This window comes from Prevotella fusca JCM 17724 (genome assembly GCF_001262015.1).
Lineage (GTDB): Bacteria > Bacteroidota > Bacteroidia > Bacteroidales > Bacteroidaceae > Prevotella > Prevotella fusca.
Genome location: NZ_CP012074.1, coordinates 1,128,014 through 1,146,225, shown reverse-complemented (window position 1 = coordinate 1,146,225; position 18,212 = coordinate 1,128,014). Strand labels below are relative to the sequence as shown.

Sequence of the window (18,212 nt, the reverse complement as noted above, 5' to 3'; positions counted from 1 at the left end):
CCCGATTAATTAAACATTTATTTTTTATGACAGATCCAATAGCAGATTATCTGACAAGACTCAGAAACGCAATCATGGCTCATCACCGTGTTGTTGAGGTTCCTGCGTCTAACTTGAAGAAGTCTATCACTAAGATTCTCTTCGAGAAGGGTTACATCTTGAACTACAAGTTCATTGAGGATGGTCCCCAAGGTTCAATCAAGGTCGCACTGAAGTACGACCCTGTAACAAAGCAGAGCGCTATCAAGAAGTTGAAGCGTGTTTCTACCCCAGGTCTTCGCCAGTACACTGGTTATAAAGACATGCCGAGAGTAATTAACGGACTTGGAATTGCTATCCTTTCCACGTCTAAAGGTGTAATGACAGACAAGGAAGCTGCTGCTGAAAAAATCGGTGGTGAGGTTCTTTGCTACATTTATTAATTGGAGGATTGAATATGTCAAGAATAGGAAAATTACCAATTAGTATTCCAGCTGGTGTTACAGTAGCTCTCAATGATGGTGTTGTTACAGTAAAAGGTCCTAAGGGTGAACTCTCCCAGAAAGTAGATTCTTCTATTAAGACTATCATCGAGGATGGTCAGGTAACATTCGAAGTTGATGAGAATAGTCCTGTAAACTACAAGCAGAAGCAGGCTTTCCATGGTCTTTATCGTTCACTCGTTAACAATATGGTTGTTGGCGTAAGCGAGGGTTACAAGAAGACAATGGAGCTTGTAGGTGTAGGTTACCGTGTCTCTAACCAGGGAAACTTGGTGGAGTTCTCTCTTGGTTATACTCACCCAATCTTTATCCAGCTTCCTTCAGAGGTTAAGGTTGAGACAAAGAGCGAGCGTAACCAGAATCCAATCATCACTCTTGAATCAGCTGACAAGCAGCTGCTTGGTCTTATCTGTGCAAAGATTCGTTCTTTCCGTAAGCCTGAACCTTATAAGGGTAAGGGTATCCTGTTCCAGGGTGAGGTTATTCGCAGAAAGTCTGGTAAGACAGCTGCAGCTAAGTAACTTTAATACATCATTACGATTATGACAACAAAGAAAGAACAAAGAAGAATTAAAATAAAGTTCCGCATTCGTAAGAGTGTGAACGGTACTGCAGAACGCCCACGTCTGAGTGTTTTCCGCAGTAACAAGCAGATTTATGCACAGGTTATTAACGATCTGACCGGAACAACCCTCGCTTCTGCTTCTTCACTTGGCCTTGAGAAGATGGCTAAGATTGATCAGGCTAAGAAAGTAGGTGCGCTTGTTGCCGAGCATGCTAAGGCTGCTGGTGTAGAGCAGGTTGTTTTCGACCGTAACGGTTATCTCTATCACGGACGTGTACAGGCTTTGGCTGATGCTGCACGTGAGGGAGGACTTAAATTCTAAACGATTATGGCAATGAATAGAGTAAAAGTAAATAGTGACGTTGAACTGAAAGATCGCTTGGTTGCTATCAACCGTGTAACTAAGGTTACAAAGGGTGGTCGTACTTTCACATTCGCAGCTATCGTCGTTGTTGGTGACGGTAAGGGCGTTATCGGCTGGGGTCTTGGTAAGGCAGGTGAGGTTACTGCTGCTATCCAGAAGGGTACAGACTCTGCTAAGAAGAACCTCGTTAAGGTTCCTGTTTTGAAGGGTACTGTTCCTCATGAGGCAGAGGCTCGCTTCAGTGGTGCGCATGTACTTCTTAAGCCAGCTGCAGCCGGTACTGGTCTGAAGGCCGGTGGTGCTATGCGTGCTGTTCTTGAGAGTGCAGGTATTACTGACGTGATTGCAAAGTCAAAGGGTTCTTCTAACCCTCATAACCTTGTGAAGGCTACTATCGCTGCCCTCGCTGCTATGCGTGATGCATATACTGTAGCAGGTGAGCGTGGAATCAGTATGGACAAAGTATTTAACGGTTAATTTCAGGAGATATTAAGTTATGGCAACAATTAAGATTAAGCAGATTAAGAGCCGTATTGGTGCTCCTAAAGACCAGAAAGATACTTTGCGTGCATTGGGACTTCACAAGATTTCTCAGGTTGTTGAAGTAGAGGATACTCCAAGCAGCCGCGGTATGATCCGTAAGGTGCATCACCTGGTATCAGTAATTGATTAATTAATCTTTTAAAGAAAACAGTAATTATGAAATTAAATAATTTGAAACCAGCTGCTGGCTCTACACATTCACGTCGTCGTATCGGTCGTGGTCCGGGTTCTGGACTCGGTGGTACTTCTACCCGTGGTCACAAGGGTGCAAAGTCTCGTTCTGGTTATAAGAAGAAGATTGGCTTTGAGGGTGGTCAGATGCCTCTCCAGCGTCGTGTTCCGAAGGCTGGTTTCAAGAACATCAACCATAAGGAGTATTTCGCTGTAAACCTCTCAACTCTTCAGGCTCTTGCCGAGAAGAACAACCTTACCAAAATCGGAATCGAGGAACTCAAGGCTGCTGGTCTCACCAATGGCAAGGAGCTTGTCAAGGTTCTCGGTAATGGTGAATTGAAGGCTAAGCTGGAGGTTTCAGCTAATGCTTTCTCTAAGACTGCCGAAGAAGCTATTAAGGCAGTAGGTGGTAACACAACTATAATCTAAGTTAATGAAAAAGTTTATTGAGACACTGAAGAACTGTTGGAAGATAGAGGATTTGCGTCAGCGACTTCTTATAACCATTCTGTTCACAGCTATTTACCGCTTTGGCTCGTTTGTGGTGCTTCCTGGTATCAATCCTAGCCTGTTGGAAAAATTGCAGTCACAGACCAAAGGCGGTCTTATGTCACTTTTGGACATGTTCTCCGGTGGTGCATTTTCCCATGCGTCAATCTTCGCATTAGGAATTATGCCATACATCTCAGCTTCTATCGTTATGCAGCTCCTTGCCGTCGCTGTTCCTTATTTCCAGAAGATGCAGCGTGAAGGCGAGAGTGGTCATAAGAAAATAAATTGGTATACGCGTGTCCTGACAGTATTAATCCTACTGTTTCAGGCACCGTCTTACCTGATGAACTTGAAAATGCAAGCAGGTGGTGCATTGGCAACAGGTGTTGACTGGACTACATTTATGGTTCCTGCGACAATTATTCTCGCTGCAGGTTCAATGTTCATTCTTTGGCTCGGTGAGCGTATTACGGATAAGGGTGTCGGTAACGGTATCTCTCTGATTATTATGATTGGTATTATTGCTCGTCTGCCACAGGCTTTTGGCCAGGAACTTCAGAATCGTTTCACGGCTATTACAGGTGGTGGTCTGGTAATGTTTATCGTAGAAATCGTCATCCTTTATGCTGTTGTATGTGCAGCTATTCTTCTTGTACAAGGTACTCGCAAGGTTCCTGTGCAGTATGCTAAGCGTGTCGTAGGAAACAAGCAATACGGTGGAGCTCGTCAGTATATTCCTTTGAAGCTCTTCGCTGCCAATGTAATGCCAATCATCTTTGCTCAGGCTTTGATGTTCATTCCGTTGGCAATCGTTCAGTATTCAACTGACAATACAAGCTCTATACTTCAGTCTCTTATGAATACTAAGAGTTTGGCGTATAACAGTATTTACGTGCTCCTTATCGTAGTGTTTACCTATTTCTATACTGCAATTACACTTAATCCTACCCAGATGGCTGAGGATATGAAGCGTAATAATGGTTTTATTCCAGGTGTTAAGCCGGGAAAAGATACTGCTGATTACATAGATACTATAATGTCTCGTATCACGGGACCTGGTTCTTTGTTTATTGCTTTTATCGCTGTTATGCCGGCATTGGCAGGACTTTTGAATGTCGATGATGCGTTTGGTCAGTTCTTCGGTGGTACATCATTGTTGATTCTTGTTGGTGTTGTTATTGATACGCTTCAGCAGATTGAGTCACACTTGATGATGCGTCACTATGACGGACTCCTCAACTCTGGTCATACTCGTGGCAACGGTGGTGTTGCAGCCTATTAAATCTTTATCTTGAGGAATGAATATATTTCTGAAGACAGAAGATGAAATTGAACTCATGCGTGAGGCCAACCTGCTGGTCGGTAAGACACTGGCAGAAGTTGGCCGTCATGTTAAGCCTGGTGTTACAACTCTCCAGTTAGATAAAATAGCTGAAGAGTTTATCCGTGATAATGGTGCTATACCGACGTTTAAAGGATTTCCCAGTTCTTATGGACCTCCTTTCCCTGGTAGCATTTGTACTTCTGTCAATGATGTCGTAGTACATGGAGTGCCAAGTGAAGATGTGATTTTGAAGGACGGAGATGTTATTTCTGTTGACTGTGGTACTTTACTCAATGGATTCAACGGTGACAGTTGTTATACTTTCTGTGTTGGAGAAGTCTGTGAAGAAGTCCGTAAATTGCTCCGAACGACAAAGGAATCACTCTATAAGGGTATTGAAGCTGCGCAGGCAGGTCGTCACGTCGGCGATATTGGACAGGTTATTCAGGATTATTGTCAAGCACAAGGCTATGGCATTGTCCGAGAACTGACAGGTCATGGTATCGGGCGTGAAATGCATGAGGAACCAGCTGTTCCCAATTATGGGAAGCGAGGAGGTGGCGTATTACTTAAGGCAGGAATGTGTATTGCGATAGAACCGATGGTTACTATGGGTAGTCGGGAAATCGGACTTTTACCAGACCGCTGGAGTATCGTGACACGCGACCGTCGCCCGGCAGCTCATTTTGAGCATACAATTGCCATCAGGGCTGGTAAGGCTGATATTTTATCTTCTTTTGAGGAAGTTGAACATTTAGAAGGACAAAATTTTTAATTAATATATGGCAAAGCAAACTGCAATAGAGCAGGACGGAACAATTCTTGAAGCACTTTCAAATGCAATGTTCCGCGTGGAATTGGAGAACGGTGTTGATATCACCGCTCATATTTCAGGTAAGATGAGAATGCACTACATCAAGATCCTTCCTGGTGACAAGGTGAAGGTTGAGATGAGTCCATACGACCTGACCAAAGGTCGAATCGTTTTCAGATACAAATAAACAACATAGAGATATGAAGACAAGAGCATCATTAAAGAAGCGTACAGCCGACTGCAAGATCGTTCGTCGCAAGGGTCGCCTGTTCGTTATCAACAAGAAAAACCCTAAGTTTAAAATGCGTCAGGGCTAAGTTAAAAAAGCATAAAGAGGTAAGCTGTCTCATAAATTATGCTTACCTTTGCATGCTTTTTAGCGCTAAATGACATTTATTTAATTAATTATCAAACAATGGCAATAAGAATTGTTGGAGTAGATTTGCCCCAGAATAAGCGTGGCGAAATCGCATTGACCTATATTTATGGTATCGGTCGAAGTAGTTCAGCAAAGATATTGGATAAGGCTGGTATTAGCCGTGACCTGAAGGTCAGCGAGTGGTCTGATGACCAGGCAGCCAAGATCCGTGAAATTATCGGTGCTGAATTCAAAGTTGAAGGTGATCTCCGTTCTGAGATCCAGATGAACATCAAGCGCCTCATGGATATAGGTTGCTATCGTGGTGTTAGACATCGTAATGGTCTTCCTGTTCGCGGTCAGAGTACTAAGAACAATGCTCGTACCCGTAAGGGAAAGAAGAAGACTGTTGCTAATAAGAAGAAGGCTACTAAGTAATTCTAAGGAGGAAATTAATTATGGCAAAGAAATCAGCAACATCTAAGAAAAGAAATGTAAGAGTTGACGCACTGGGACAACTTCACGTGCACAGCTCATTCAATAACATTATTGTATCTTTGGCTAACAGCGAGGGTCAGGTTATCTCTTGGTCTTCAGCTGGTAAGATGGGATTCCGTGGATCAAAGAAGAATACTCCTTACGCTGCACAGATGGCAGCAGAGGATTGCTCAAAGGTAGCTTACGATCTCGGTCTTCGCAAGGTTAAGGCATACGTTAAGGGTCCAGGTAACGGTCGCGAGAGCGCTATCCGTGCGGTGAACGCAGCAGGTATTCAGGTAACTGAGATTGTTGACGTTACTCCGTTGCCACACAACGGCTGCCGTCCTCCAAAGCGTCGTCGTGTATAATCACATCTTATAACAATTAAAAGAATTCATATTAATTATGGCAAGATACATAGGTCCAAAATCACGAATCGCACGCCGTTTCGGTGAGCCAATTTTCGGCGCAGATAAGGTATTAGCTAAGAGAAACTTCCCTCCAGGGCAGCACGGTAACAACCGTCGCCGCAAGGTATCTGAGTATGGTGCTCAGCTTGCAGAGAAACAGAAGGCTAAGTACACTTATGGCGTTTTGGAGCGTCAGTTCCGTAATCTGTTCGACAAGGCTGCAAAGGCAGAGGGTATTACTGGTGAGGTTCTTCTTCAGAGCCTCGAGAGCCGTCTGGACAATGTAGTGTTCCGTCTCGGTATCGCTCCTACTCGTGCAGCTGCTCGTCAGCTCGTTAGCCACAAGCACATTGTTGTTAACGGTAATGTCGTAAATATTGCTTCATATCAGGTAAAGGCTGGTGACGTTGTTGGCGTTCGTGAGAAGGCTAAGTCACTTGAGGTTATTGAGGCTGCTTTGGCTGGCTTTAACCACAGCAAGTACCCTTGGCTTGAGTGGGATGATAACGCAAAGTGCGGTAAGTTCCTCCACCGTCCAGACCGTGCTGACATCCCTGAGAATATTAAGGAGCAGTTAATCGTTGAGTTGTACTCTAAACAATAAAATTCATTAAATTAATGGCGATATTAGCATTTCAAAAACCTGATAAAGTAGTGATGCTGGAGGCCAATGACCATTTCGGCAAGTTCGAATTCCGTCCTCTTGAGCCTGGCTTTGGTGTTACCATTGGTAACGCTCTTCGCCGCATCCTCCTTTCATCGCTGGAAGGCTTTGCAATCAACACTATCCGTATAGCTGGTGTTGAGCACGAATTCTCTTCAGTACCAGGTGTAAAGGAAGATGTTACCAACATCATCTTGAATCTCAAGCAAGTTCGATTCAAGCAAGTAGTAGAAGAATTCGAGAATGAGAAAGTTAGTATCACCGTAGAGAATTCCACCGAATTCAAAGCAGGTGATATCGGTAAGTATCTGACTGGATTTGAAGTGTTAAACCCTGATTTGGTGATTTGTCATTTAGACTCCAAGGCTTCTATGCAGATTGATTTGACTATCAACAAAGGGCGTGGATACGCTTATGCTGAGGAAAATCGTGAATTCTGCACTGATGTAAACGTACTCCCAATCGATTCCATCTACACCCCAATCCGTAACGTAAAATATGCCGTTGAACCATATCGTGTTGAACAAAAGACCGACTATGACAAACTGGTTGTTGAAGTTACGACTGATGGTTCCATTCATCCGAAGGATGCACTGAAAGAGGCTGCAAAGATTCTTATTTATCACTTCATGTTGTTCTCTGATGAGAAGATTACTCTTGAGAATCCTGATCAGGAGGGCAACCAGGAGTTTGATGAGGAGGTTCTGCACATGCGTCAGCTTTTAAAGACCAAGTTGACCGATGCAAGTCTCAATTTGAGTGTTCGTGCACTCAACTGCTTGAAGGCTGCTGACGTTGAGACGCTGGGCGACCTCGTACAGTACAATAAGACGGATCTTCTGAAGTTCCGTAACTTTGGTAAGAAATCGCTTTCTGAGCTTGATGATTTGCTCGAGAGTCTGAATCTGTCGTTTGGAACCGACATTACAAAGTATAAATTGGATAAAGAATAGTTGACAAGTTGTCTGAACGGCAAGTTGACGGGTTTATCCACAACAAGTTAAAAACAAAATGAGACATAATAAGAAATTCAACCATTTGGGTCGTACTGCTGACCATCGCGCTGCATTGCTTTCAAACTTGGCAGTTGCTCTGATTCAGCACAAAAGAATCACTACGACTCTCGCTAAGGCAAAGGCTCTTAAGAAGTATGTAGAGCCGCTGATTACACGTTCTAAGAACGATACAACCAACTCACGTCGTGTTGTTTTCCGTTATCTTCAGAACAAGGAGGCTGTCACTGAGCTCTTCAAGGAGATTTCTGTAAAGGTAGCTGATCGTCCAGGCGGTTATACACGTGTTATCAAGCTCGGTACTCGTCAGGGTGACGCTGCTCAGATAGCATTCATCGAGTTGGTTGACTACAATGAGAATATGGCTAAGTCTCCAAAGGCTGATGCTAAGAAGACTCGTCGTAGCCGTCGTTCTACAAAGAAGGCTGATGTTCCTGCAAAGGCTGTTGAGAACGTTGCTGAAGAGGCAAAGGCTGAATAATCCGAATAGAATTTATTTCTATAATAGAAAACTCCCGGTACTTAATGTATCGGGAGTTTTTTTGTTGTAGATTAGGCTTTCTACTTTAGCATTTTTGATACATAGCCCTTGTGCCGAAACCATTTATGCGCCCAGTTGGGTACCATGAAGATATAGCCAGAGATGTCCTCGTGTGGAGCGCAGTCAAGTTGGTTTCCTATGATGTCTGCAGCTTCTTGTACAGATGTTCCGTATAAACGTGCTAATTCTTCGCGTATGAGTGTATACGTGATGTTACGGATAGTAGCAGCGTTGATGGGTTGATTACCTAACAGAGCTAATAATTTTACATTTGCGTGCATGGGTACAAAGTAATAAAAAAATGATATGCTGGTGTCCTACAAATCAGATTTTGCTCCTCTTTTTAAAATGCTAGAACTTATTGTCAAACACTTAGGGTGTTGGAAACCCTCCATACACCCTGAAAATTAATGAAAAATAAATTTGTCCGTTAAACTTAGCTAGTGTTTAATTGATTTCTTCAAAAACAGCATCCTCTATATCCTCGCCAAACCATCGTTGAATTTTTTCCTTATATTTCTTCAAAGATAAAATATTGACTTCAAGGACATGTAATTCATCTTTCCTGTCTGTTACAGTTTTTGAAAGTTCCACATAAGAAGGAGCAAAATTTTTAAAGTAAGTATCATTTTCCTTAAACATATTAAAAATTTCAGAAAAATAGCACCTGAGAATCTCCTTGATATTTTTTATAATTTCATTAAGTTTCTTGTTATTTTTGTTTTTTTTATAAAGAGCCCAGCCATCTAGTAAAACTCCTATAACAGCTGCAGCCGTTCTAATATTTTTTGCAACCTTAGTAGCTCCCCAAGGTTTGAATTTATACCCCTTGAAGAGTAAATCTCTAGCTTGTAAAACGTTTTTTCTAGTTACTTTATGCATTCCTTGTAATCCACCCTTTAGTACTTTATTGAGAATCTCGTTTTGAGTTTCAAACTGTTGTTTAAATGTGGTTTCGTTCGCCTTTATTTTAGAATTGTTGGATTCGCAACATTCTTCGAGAATCTGATTTACCTTTCTTTCAAGAATATTAAAATCAATCTTATCATTCTTTATTCCAAATTCATCCTCAACTAAAGTTCCCATTGCCGTAAGGTTTCCGACATTATTTAACTCATGATTATAATATTTTTGTAACTGTTCTATGCCATTACGCATTATACCTTTATTTTGAATAATATCACTCTTCAAGATAGCTAAGTTTGACTCCATCTGATCTAAGGAATCCTTTATTTTGCTTACCGTTTCGTCTAGTTGAGCAATTTTTTCTGTAAGAGAAAGTTTCAATTCAAACCCAATGTCTTTAATAACAGCTTCATCTACTTGTGTTGATAAAATCTTTATATCAGATTCTTTTATGGTGCTTGATACATACTCTTTTAATTGTTGTAAATGGGATCTTCTATCGTATTCTTCCTTTTTTGTAAACCATTCGTGCAGACCTTTCCCTTTAGGATTTGCAGAAACACATGCTATCTTTAATTGCTTTTCCTCATCTGGTGTTAATCCAATAACTTGTTTTAGTCTATCAGTGAATGTTTTCATTTTGATAGCAGAAACTTCCATATATTCTTCTTCATCGTTTGTATCAGCAACATCGTCCATCTTATTAATAACAAAGATAGCAGACCGTAGTTTTCCATACTCTCTAAGAACTTTTTGAAGAACTTCTTTGTGACTATCTTTCAATGTATTAACAGAATTGCAAACGTAGATTACAATATGAGCTTCGGATATGTATTTTTCTGTAATGTCAGAAATCCTAATAGTTTTGCCGTTGATATTCTTCTCTTCTGTACCAAATAGTCCAGGAGTGTCTATAATTTGATACTGGTGACCTAATCCATCCATATAATATACAACAAGGTCGTCAGTAGACTCATCCTCGTCAATTTTCATATTATCTTCTAATTGGTTCAGTAAGCCAGCAATAGCAGTAGTCTTTCCATCGGAAAAGGAACCTAAAAGTACGACTTTTATCAATCCCTCAGATGATGAAGCTGTATACTCTTCAAGTTTTTGGGAAAGCTCGGATAAGTCAAGGTCGTAATTAGCCCCTTCTAAGAGCAGGGATTTAAGTACTTCAAAATCTTTATATTTTTCCATAATCTGAAATCTTTAATTTAGATATTTCTATGTTTATTTTTATTATAAAAGAATCTAATTCACGGTTTAGTTTAACAATATTAGTATAGTCTATCTTGATAGAATTTGCTAACTGATTGTATGAATCATCAAGTTTTTTACAAATTTGTGTTATAGAAGAAACGAATTCTTGATAGTTTTCACTCTTCACCTTGTTTATTTGTTTACGCATTTCTTCTTTTGCTTCTGCCTTCTTGTTGCGACCATCTAAAAGCCACATAAGAATACTACTAATAGCAATAATCCATCCAATTGGATTCCAGTAATTTACTAAGGCAAGAACTGTCGTAATAGATACTGAAACCATGTTCCCGAAATCTGCAGAATTAAAGTCTAATTTTTCTAAAGCTTCTCCAAAAGAAGGTGCTATTAATAGCTTTGGTGAATCAGTATCCATATTTATCTCAGATAAGATTTGATCTAATGACCGTTTCCTTTTATTAATATTCTTATTGAGGTTCTTAATTACTGTTGAAATATCTTTATGAATATTATTTGTTGTTTCTCTTATTATTTGTTCAGTACATTTCTTACAATATACTTCTTTATTTTCTATATCTATATCAATAGAAAGAACTGATTCTTTGTAGATTTGGTCAAACAGTGATGAATATCTTAGTAAAGATTTGTTCTTTATTGAACGTTTGGCTGCTGCAAAATCTTCTTTAGTTTTTTGTCGAAAATCATTAATGGATTGTTTTAACTTTGCCATCTTCTGATTTTCTTGAGATAATATGTTTTTGGAAGTATAATAAATAAACTGCAATAATGCCTTATGCTTTTCTTTATTAGCTTCAATGATTTCATTTGTAAAGTTTGAAGCTTTCTCATTGATAGTATTTATTAATGTTTGAAATTGACTAAACGATAGAATAGACTCACTATCTCCAAAATACATTAGTAATTTATTTTGTCCTCTTTGTAGATCTTTTCGTTCAGGGGCGAAAACAGCTTTTGAACACAATGCTAGATGAGCCTGAATTGTAATATTGCCCATATATGTGTCACCCAAAATTTTAGTAAATGTGTTTTTTATTTGTGACTCAATTTTTTTTTGACTTTCATTAAGTAAACACTTACGTTCGTCTTCTTCTTCATAGCTCGCTGCGACAGCTCGCACATTAAATATTGAGTATACTTTTACCCAGTCTCTAAGATACTTCTTTATTTTACCAGCAGTACCATCATCAGGCTTTTTATTTTGGCCTTGAACGTAGAAAACATAGTGAGTTCTGTTTAATGCAGATTTAATTTCATCTTCATATTTTACTTCATTCCCTTCTATTCCAGGAACATCTATAAGGGTGACAGGTACTCCTGATATAGTCATTTTGTATTCTTTATATATCTGAGTACAATCACTTTCACCATTCCCGATAATCAGTCCGTCAATACCTTCTTTTGAAGAACGAAGTTTATCTGCTCTTTCCTGTTCTGCCAATAATATTCTAAATGTTTCAATTATCGTACTTTTTCCTGCATTGGTTTCTCCAAATAAAGCAATAACTAAATTATCCCATACTGCCCCATTTCTAACATCTTCAATTCTTTGCTTTGCTCTAATTATTGATGTTTCAAAAGCTTGCTGAAATGCATTCTGTATGTTGATAAAATCTGTGTTGCTTCCTTTTAATTTGCGGATTCTATCCAAGGATTGGTTCAGAATATGTAAATACTGTTGAACCTTTTCTTCTACTAATAACTGGGCTTCTGTCATGTTTACTGTAAGATGTCGATTCAATTTTTCATAAATAATAATAACATTTGTAGTATATTATACTTAAACGTCTACCTAATTTGTATTGTAAATTAAATTCATGTTGCTAAGGATTTATTTGTTTATACTTACATATTTAGAGTTTTTAAGTTATATCCCTGTCCTTGGGATTACAATTCTATGTTGAACTTGCGCATTTGCAACAGTTATTATAGAACGTAAAGACTTTGTTGTAAATTGCATAATAATTATATAACAAAGGAGGTGTAGGGTATACCTCTTTGGGAGGAGGGAAAGCTCATTCTTCTGTACAGTTAATTTTGTCAGAAGTATGTGATGCCTTTCGCTCTTCTTTTAGCCCTTCTTGAATAGCTATCTGTCGGGTATTATGCTGTTTTTATCTTCGTCTATACTTTCCCATATTTCTTTATAAAGTTTTGCCTTTCCCGTCCCCAAACCTAATATTCCAACGGGATATGTATGGTAGCTTTTGCATTGGGGACATTGTAATGGTGCGGTGAGTGCAGTAGCTCTCCATTCAAACGCAAGTCCCCAAAACTTCTTAGAACACTCGTTGCACTTAAATCTTGTGATTCCTCTAATCATAATGTAATTCTTATCTGTTTGAAACTTGTTAGTGAGTTTTAAATAAAATATAAAGTATAAATGCTATTATGGGTGTTATGCACCCACATCCAGCAGACTGCCTTGTTTCATCTTGATTGTACATCCAAATGATATTAATAGCCCACAGGATGAAGATGATGAGCCAATGTTCATCAAAAAGTTGAACATAGCTATGTGCGAAGTCTTCCATTGTCGTTATATTGTTTTTAGTTATGTCTTGTCAAACGAAATTATACCTTAATTCCGCAGCATAAAATCTTGTGAGAAATCCAAGTGCCTGAGAAACAAAGTCCTCAAAACACTTGGATATGTCAGAATTTTCACCTATCTTAGTGCAACAAACATAACAAGCAAGCAAAAATCTGACATGACAAAGGTAGCAATTAAAAACGAGAATATCACTTCCTTCGGAGGAATTTATCACATCATGGACGTTTTTTCAAGGTTGGGCTTTGAAAAACTTACCGAATCCGTGTTGGGCAGACGCGGATGCAGCGGCAAGGCATTCAGCCATGGAAGCATCCTGGGCTCTCTCTTCTTCAGCTACCTTTGCGGTGGGGATTGCCTTGAGGACATCAATGCGCTTACAGGGCAGTTCAGGCAGAGACCTGGTACGCTGTTACCCGGCGCCGACACTGTGGGGCGCGGACTGAAGGAGCTTGCTGAAGAGAACATTGTCTATAAGAGCGAAACCTCCGGCAGGTCCTACAGTTTCAACACTGCAGAGAAGCTGAACACCTTACTTTTACGTATGATACGTAGGATGGGGCTTATAAAGGCGGGCAGCCATGTTGACCTGGACTTTGACCACCAGTTTGTTCCTGCCCGTAAGTTCGATGCAAAGTATTCCTACAAGCAGGACCATGGCTATTTCCGGGCTGGGCTTCCATCGGGGGCATCATAGTCGGAGGTGAGAACCGTGACGGGAACACCAATGTGAAATTCCATCAGGAGGACACGCTTCGCCGAATTATGGACCGTGTGACCTCCGAACTTGGTGTTGTGACAGAGCGTTTCCGTGCCGACTGCGGGTCGTTCTCGAAGGAAATCATCCAGACCGTAGAGTCACGCTGCAACACGTTCTATATACGTGCTGCCAACTGCGGCAGCCGGTACGGGGAGTTCCGCCAGCTGGAAGAATGGAAGAGCGTTGAGGTTGGTTATGAGAGGTGCGATGTCACCTCCGTCAGCATGGACAACCTCATCGAAGGAAAGTCATACAGGCTTGTCGTACAGCGTACTCCCTTGAAAGACAGGCACGGCAGGGTACAGACCGATATGTTCGGAGTGATATACACATACCGCTGTATCCTTACCAACAACCGGACATCCACAGAGAAGGACATCATTACATTCTACAATGAACGTGGAGCGAGCGAAAAGAACTTCGACATACAGAACAATGACTTCGGCTGGGCACATCTGCCCTTTTCCTTCATGGCTGAGAACATGGTTTTCATGATGGTTACCGCCATGCTGAAGAACTTCTATCTCTATCTCGTCCGACATATCAGCGAAAAGGTCAAGCCGTTGAAAAAGACAAGCAGACTGAAAGCCTTTATCCTGCATTTCGTCAGCGTGCCGGCAAAATGGGTGCGAACAGGAAGGCGGAACGTTCTGAACCTGTATACAAATAAAGCATACTATTCTGAAGTATTCCTTGAATAAGCAGCATTTCTTTGTGGTTCTCATATTCCCCATTGGTTTGGGTGGGGGATTTCATGCTTCGGCAAGACCCGGGAAGCCCCGATAATCCTCATAACAACATATAGAGCCACAAAAAGACATCTCAACATATAAAATCGCCTCACAAGGAAAAACGCTGCGGAATTGAGGTTATAGAAAAAGGGGGCACGCCCGCTTTATCTTTATTTATCCGATTCGGTTCTGGAAAACACCTTAGAGTCAAAATAAAGTAAAGACAGTCCATGCCCCCATATAGGATAGGGGCACAGAACCTGCCTAAACTCGATTACTGACGACTCCTTAGTTGAATTTTCCAGATTTAACCGGGTCGAATAACCTCGTTTGCAAGTTTTGTGCAATGAATGGCGAGTGATTCGTAAATCATCCACCAAACATGGCACAAATGTAGGTAATTTATTGGAAATGGCAAAATAATAATGAAATAAAGTGAAGAAAACACAACGAAAAGTGTGTGCTAATACTCTCCCCTAAGCGCGATAATGACAGTCTTTCTTCTGTAAAGTTGGATTTATCAGAAGATTGAATCATTATTTTTGACTACGGTGTGCATTTTGTATGGGAATCTATTGACTATCTTGTTGCCTTTTGTTTTTATCCGTTTCTTTCCATATTTTTTATAGAAGTCACGACTGCATCCCCCAAAGCGAATGCCGGATAGTTTCCGACCGGGAGGATATGTGTGTTGACCATTGCATTTAGGACAGGTCATAGGCATAGGATAAAAAGTAGCTTCTGACTCAATATGTAGTCCGCTGAAGATGTTGTTGCAGTCGTCACATTTGAAAGTTGTAAAACCTAAAAACATAAGTGTAGAATTTAGAATATGAATATTTGTATAAGATGTTGTGATAATGAAGAGCCTCTCTCACCATCTACTGCTGTCGTGCTCTTGCCCAGCACATGTGGTGCTGTTGGTTAGCACCAATGGTGCGGGGGCTTAGCACGTCGCAAGATGTTGTGGGGTTAGGGTACAACCAGTTGGCAGGACTTATCTTGCAGCTTTGAAAATACGTCTCAACTGATTGATTGCTTTTGCCTGTCAAGATATATTTGCTTACGAGTAATGTTTGGTTTTTGTTCATTTTTCTTCAACTGTTTTGTTTCTGTCTACAAAATAAATGCTTAATTGTGAGAGGCACAAAGGATTTAATTTGTATTTTTGCGACAGCGTAGCTTTATTGCTACGATTAGTAATATATGAAGAAAGAGAAGTTCGGTACAGTGGGAATTGTCTTATAGGTTTTTCTCTATGGACTGAGGTTCAGGGTTGTAATAAGTGTTGAAGATGTAAGACGTCAAGACAGTAAGGCTGTCAGACAGGAGATGATAAAGCTAAGAAAGATATGAATAAAGACGATAAGACAGTAAGGTTAGAGGATGAGAGAGGAGAAGCCCAGGTGATGTCGGTCAAGGCTGATGCAGAAGACGAGGCGATGAAGGAGAAGCTGAACACTGTGTATCGGCTCAGACTGCTGTATAATAGTGGTGAAGAACTTTGGAGGCATATAGGAAAGTCGGGTAGTGGTAACAACTCCTTTGGTCGTGTCGGTGGAAAAGATGCTTTTTTGCGCAGAGCCGTTTTTCATGAATTAGAGCGTGAATGGTATGACGAAATGGGCATAAGCCTTGGCTGGCTGTTGGAATCTTACGTGTTGGCTGCAGGGCTGATGGAGAAGTTTCGGACCTTACTGGAGGGAGAGATGCGAGCAGGCACGTATAGGGAATGTTGTGTGCAGATAGTCAATGTTTGTGTTTTCGGTGATGCTGTCAGCGATGAATACAGTGCGAAAAAACGGGAACTTTTTCACCAGCTGATGGAAGAGGACGTTTGTTGTCTGACCGTCTTTTTGCTGATGCTACTCGGTGTCCTTCCCCCGTCTGTCGAAAGCCGGCAGGGCGATGTGACGGGAATTAAGGTGCAATACGAGCAGGTCTATAAATTCTTTCTTGGGGTATGCCATCGGAATATACTCTTTATACAGACGCCACGGATGACCCTCTTCCATAAGGCACTGAAGGAAGTGGAAGAGAAGCTGACCCGTATCCGGCTAATCAAGCTCACGGCTGACGTGCTAAGCAATCTGTCTGTTCTTGCCAGCGCAGAGCAGGTTGCAGAGATCGGACGGCGTGAGCAGTGGAATCAAGTTTATCCAGAACTTGACGGTTACTGGCTGGGTGAGCATCATAGCGAGCAGCATCCTGATTATTGGAGAGTGGAAGAAACTGTGACAGGATATGTTTTCTATCATTATTTTCAGAAGGAGACAGAGGCAGGAAAGATACATCAGCAGGAGTTTTCTGTCAACTTCTTTAGTAATGGTGAAGATTATGCCTGCGTTCAGCATCCCCGTTCTGTATCGCAATGGTTGAACAATGAAAAGCTGTCAAAGGATGATGTCACTTATCCGCATTTTGTTTTCAGTGGGGGAGATACGCCTTCGGAGATAGCTTTTGATTCGTTTATGATGGATGTGTCGTGGTTTCGTCCGATGCGACTGGTGCGTGCAAAGGAAGGCTGGCTGCCTCCGACAGGAGAAGGGATGGAGGTGATAAACGATTTTGAAGCCTATTCCTATACTTTCTATCTGTGCCTGGAAGCGATTACGCCTACATATATCTCAGTAAAGGATGAGGACGGTGTTTCACATCAAGTGCCAGTGTCGGAACACGAAGAACTGAGAAGTTGCACGCTGGATGATGCCATTGGCATTATTACCTGGCGCGATAAGCGTTATATTGCTTTTGACAATCTGATGCTGTATATTCCGATAGAAGAGTAAGAAGTATAGTCGTTCTTTGTGTTGAGATACGGCGTGCCGGCGAGTAGTCGTTGGTGTTTTAGGGGTTTCCCCTCATCAAGTAGGGAAATTTCTTTGTGCAAGTAAAAAAATGTAGTTAATTTTGTCCACATAAAGAAATCTGTAAGTTATGAAGAAGTGTTTTATTCTCTCAGTCTCTACGGCCATCGTTCTGAGTAGTTGCGGCACATACACAGGCTCTGGCGCCGTAACGGGTGGTTCGTTAGGAAGTATCCTCGGAAGTGCTATCGGTGGTATTGCCGGTGGTCCGAGAGGTTCAGATATCGGTTCGATAGTCGGTATGGCTGGTGGCGCAATCATTGGTGCTTCTGCCGGTGCAAAGGCTGACAAACGTGCCAGGGAAGACGTGCACGACCACTATGAGAAGGTGCAGCGACGAAAGGCACGTGAAAGAAGGAACCGAAGGGACTACGATTATTATAACCAGACGGATGACTATGCCTATTCAAACGGAACGAACAGCAGTGGTTTTGACAACTCAAACTCTGGTGACGACCGCATTTATGATTTCCAAGGCAGTGATTACACAGGCGATTACAGTGCGGCTCAGCCTGATACAAGAGTTCCGGCAGAGTCAAGCGTTGACAAGCTGGCAGGTGGTTACCTGTATGCTCCGAATATCGAGATTGTCAATGCCCGTTTTGTAGACGACAACCAGGATGGGGTGCTGTCACGCAATGAGGTCGGCAAGATTATCTTTGAGGTGATGAACCGTGGCGACAGACCTGTCGGCGATGTGCAGCCGTCGGTGTTGGAAACAACTGGCAATGCACATATTTATATTAGTCCTTCTATTCACATTGAGAGTATAGAGCCGGGCAAGGGCATTCGTTATACAGCACTCGTGAAGGCTGACAAGAAGCTGAAGAACGGTATGGCACATTTCGCCTTGACAGTTCTGCAGGGGCAGAAGAGTATAAGTAAAGTGACGGAGTTTAATATAAGAACCAGCAAGTAAAATGATTGTCAGACA

General features: G+C 41.4%; 20 protein-coding genes and 1 pseudogene. 18 read left to right on the top strand and 3 right to left on the bottom strand.

Annotated elements, in window-relative coordinates; all coding sequences use genetic code 11:
• The first annotated feature begins 26 nt into the window (after positions 1 to 26).
• The 15 genes from rpsH (at position 27) to rplQ (ending at position 8,164) form a co-directional block, all read left to right on the top strand.
• Positions 27 to 422: a 30S ribosomal protein S8 gene (gene rpsH, locus ADJ77_RS04755; protein ID WP_025078283.1), complete on the top strand. Its 396-nt coding sequence runs from the start codon at positions 27 to 29 to the stop codon at positions 420 to 422.
• A gap of 14 nt (positions 423 to 436) precedes the next feature.
• A complete protein-coding gene (gene rplF, locus ADJ77_RS04750; RefSeq protein ID WP_025078284.1) occupies positions 437 to 1,003 on the top strand; it encodes a 50S ribosomal protein L6 in 567 nt (188 codons plus the stop codon).
• A gap of 21 nt (positions 1,004 to 1,024) precedes the next feature.
• On the top strand, positions 1,025 to 1,369 hold the full coding sequence (rplR, locus tag ADJ77_RS04745) for a 50S ribosomal protein L18 (RefSeq protein ID WP_004352769.1): 345 nt from the start codon (positions 1,025 to 1,027) through the stop codon (positions 1,367 to 1,369).
• A 6-nt stretch (positions 1,370 to 1,375) separates the two neighbouring features.
• The gene (rpsE, locus tag ADJ77_RS04740) at positions 1,376 to 1,888 is read left to right on the top strand and encodes a 30S ribosomal protein S5 (RefSeq protein ID WP_025078285.1); all 513 of its coding nucleotides are present in this window, start codon (positions 1,376 to 1,378) and stop codon (positions 1,886 to 1,888) included.
• Between the two features lie 19 nt (positions 1,889 to 1,907).
• The gene (gene rpmD, locus ADJ77_RS04735) at positions 1,908 to 2,084 is read left to right on the top strand and encodes a 50S ribosomal protein L30 (protein ID WP_025078286.1); all 177 of its coding nucleotides are present in this window, start codon (positions 1,908 to 1,910) and stop codon (positions 2,082 to 2,084) included.
• Between the two features lie 26 nt (positions 2,085 to 2,110).
• Positions 2,111 to 2,557, top strand: coding sequence for a 50S ribosomal protein L15 (rplO, locus tag ADJ77_RS04730; protein WP_025078287.1), 447 nt, complete (start codon positions 2,111 to 2,113; stop codon positions 2,555 to 2,557).
• Positions 2,558 to 2,561: 4 nt separating this feature from the next.
• Positions 2,562 to 3,902 (top strand): preprotein translocase subunit SecY, encoded by a 1,341-nt coding sequence (secY, locus tag ADJ77_RS04725; protein WP_025078288.1) that lies wholly within the window; start codon positions 2,562 to 2,564, stop codon positions 3,900 to 3,902.
• Positions 3,903 to 3,918: 16 nt separating this feature from the next.
• On the top strand, positions 3,919 to 4,719 hold the full coding sequence (gene map, locus ADJ77_RS04720) for a type I methionyl aminopeptidase (protein WP_050696086.1): 801 nt from the start codon (positions 3,919 to 3,921) through the stop codon (positions 4,717 to 4,719).
• Between the two features lie 7 nt (positions 4,720 to 4,726).
• Positions 4,727 to 4,945, top strand: coding sequence for a translation initiation factor IF-1 (infA, locus tag ADJ77_RS04715; RefSeq protein ID WP_004352768.1), 219 nt, complete (start codon positions 4,727 to 4,729; stop codon positions 4,943 to 4,945).
• A gap of 13 nt (positions 4,946 to 4,958) precedes the next feature.
• Positions 4,959 to 5,075, top strand: a complete 117-nt coding sequence (gene rpmJ / locus ADJ77_RS04710; protein ID WP_004352823.1) for a 50S ribosomal protein L36 — start codon at positions 4,959 to 4,961, stop codon at positions 5,073 to 5,075.
• 98 nt (positions 5,076 to 5,173) lie between these two features.
• Positions 5,174 to 5,554, top strand: coding sequence for a 30S ribosomal protein S13 (gene rpsM / locus ADJ77_RS04705; RefSeq protein WP_004361628.1), 381 nt, complete (start codon positions 5,174 to 5,176; stop codon positions 5,552 to 5,554).
• 20 nt (positions 5,555 to 5,574) lie between these two features.
• Positions 5,575 to 5,964 carry a 30S ribosomal protein S11 gene (gene rpsK, locus ADJ77_RS04700; protein WP_050696085.1) on the top strand — a complete coding sequence of 130 codons (390 nt, stop codon included), beginning with the start codon at positions 5,575 to 5,577 and terminating at the stop codon, positions 5,962 to 5,964.
• 37 nt (positions 5,965 to 6,001) lie between these two features.
• On the top strand, positions 6,002 to 6,610 hold the full coding sequence (gene rpsD, locus ADJ77_RS04695) for a 30S ribosomal protein S4 (RefSeq protein ID WP_004361630.1): 609 nt from the start codon (positions 6,002 to 6,004) through the stop codon (positions 6,608 to 6,610).
• Positions 6,611 to 6,624: 14 nt separating this feature from the next.
• Positions 6,625 to 7,623, top strand: coding sequence for a DNA-directed RNA polymerase subunit alpha (locus ADJ77_RS04690; RefSeq protein ID WP_025078290.1), 999 nt, complete (start codon positions 6,625 to 6,627; stop codon positions 7,621 to 7,623).
• A gap of 58 nt (positions 7,624 to 7,681) precedes the next feature.
• A complete protein-coding gene (gene rplQ / locus ADJ77_RS04685) occupies positions 7,682 to 8,164 on the top strand; it encodes a 50S ribosomal protein L17 (RefSeq protein ID WP_025078291.1) in 483 nt (160 codons plus the stop codon).
• Between the two features lie 80 nt (positions 8,165 to 8,244).
• Here rplQ and ADJ77_RS04680 read toward each other — a convergent pair whose 3' ends face one another.
• From ADJ77_RS04680 to ADJ77_RS04670, 3 genes are all read right to left on the bottom strand, one after another.
• Complete coding sequence (locus ADJ77_RS04680; protein WP_244148533.1) at positions 8,245 to 8,505, bottom strand: hypothetical protein; 261 nt, start codon at positions 8,503 to 8,505, stop codon at positions 8,245 to 8,247.
• A 166-nt stretch (positions 8,506 to 8,671) separates the two neighbouring features.
• Complete coding sequence (locus ADJ77_RS04675) at positions 8,672 to 10,330, bottom strand: LeoA/HP0731 family dynamin-like GTPase (protein WP_025078292.1); 1,659 nt, start codon at positions 10,328 to 10,330, stop codon at positions 8,672 to 8,674.
• The gene (locus ADJ77_RS04670) at positions 10,317 to 12,086 is read right to left on the bottom strand and encodes a GTPase (RefSeq protein WP_050696084.1); all 1,770 of its coding nucleotides are present in this window, start codon (positions 12,084 to 12,086) and stop codon (positions 10,317 to 10,319) included. The genes ADJ77_RS04675 and ADJ77_RS04670 overlap by 14 nt, the downstream gene beginning before the upstream one ends.
• Positions 12,087 to 13,080: 994 nt before the next feature.
• Here ADJ77_RS04670 and ADJ77_RS14395 point away from each other — a divergent pair.
• The 3 genes and pseudogenes from ADJ77_RS14395 (at position 13,081) to ADJ77_RS04645 (ending at position 18,197) form a co-directional block, all read left to right on the top strand.
• A pseudogene (locus ADJ77_RS14395) lies at positions 13,081 to 14,381 on the top strand (IS1380 family transposase).
• Between the two features lie 1,382 nt (positions 14,382 to 15,763).
• The gene (locus ADJ77_RS04650; RefSeq protein ID WP_050696083.1) at positions 15,764 to 17,200 is read left to right on the top strand and encodes a hypothetical protein; all 1,437 of its coding nucleotides are present in this window, start codon (positions 15,764 to 15,766) and stop codon (positions 17,198 to 17,200) included.
• Positions 17,201 to 17,348: 148 nt separating this feature from the next.
• Positions 17,349 to 18,197, top strand: a complete 849-nt coding sequence (locus ADJ77_RS04645; RefSeq protein WP_025077479.1) for a hypothetical protein — start codon at positions 17,349 to 17,351, stop codon at positions 18,195 to 18,197.
• The last annotated feature ends 15 nt before the right edge of the window (positions 18,198 to 18,212 follow it).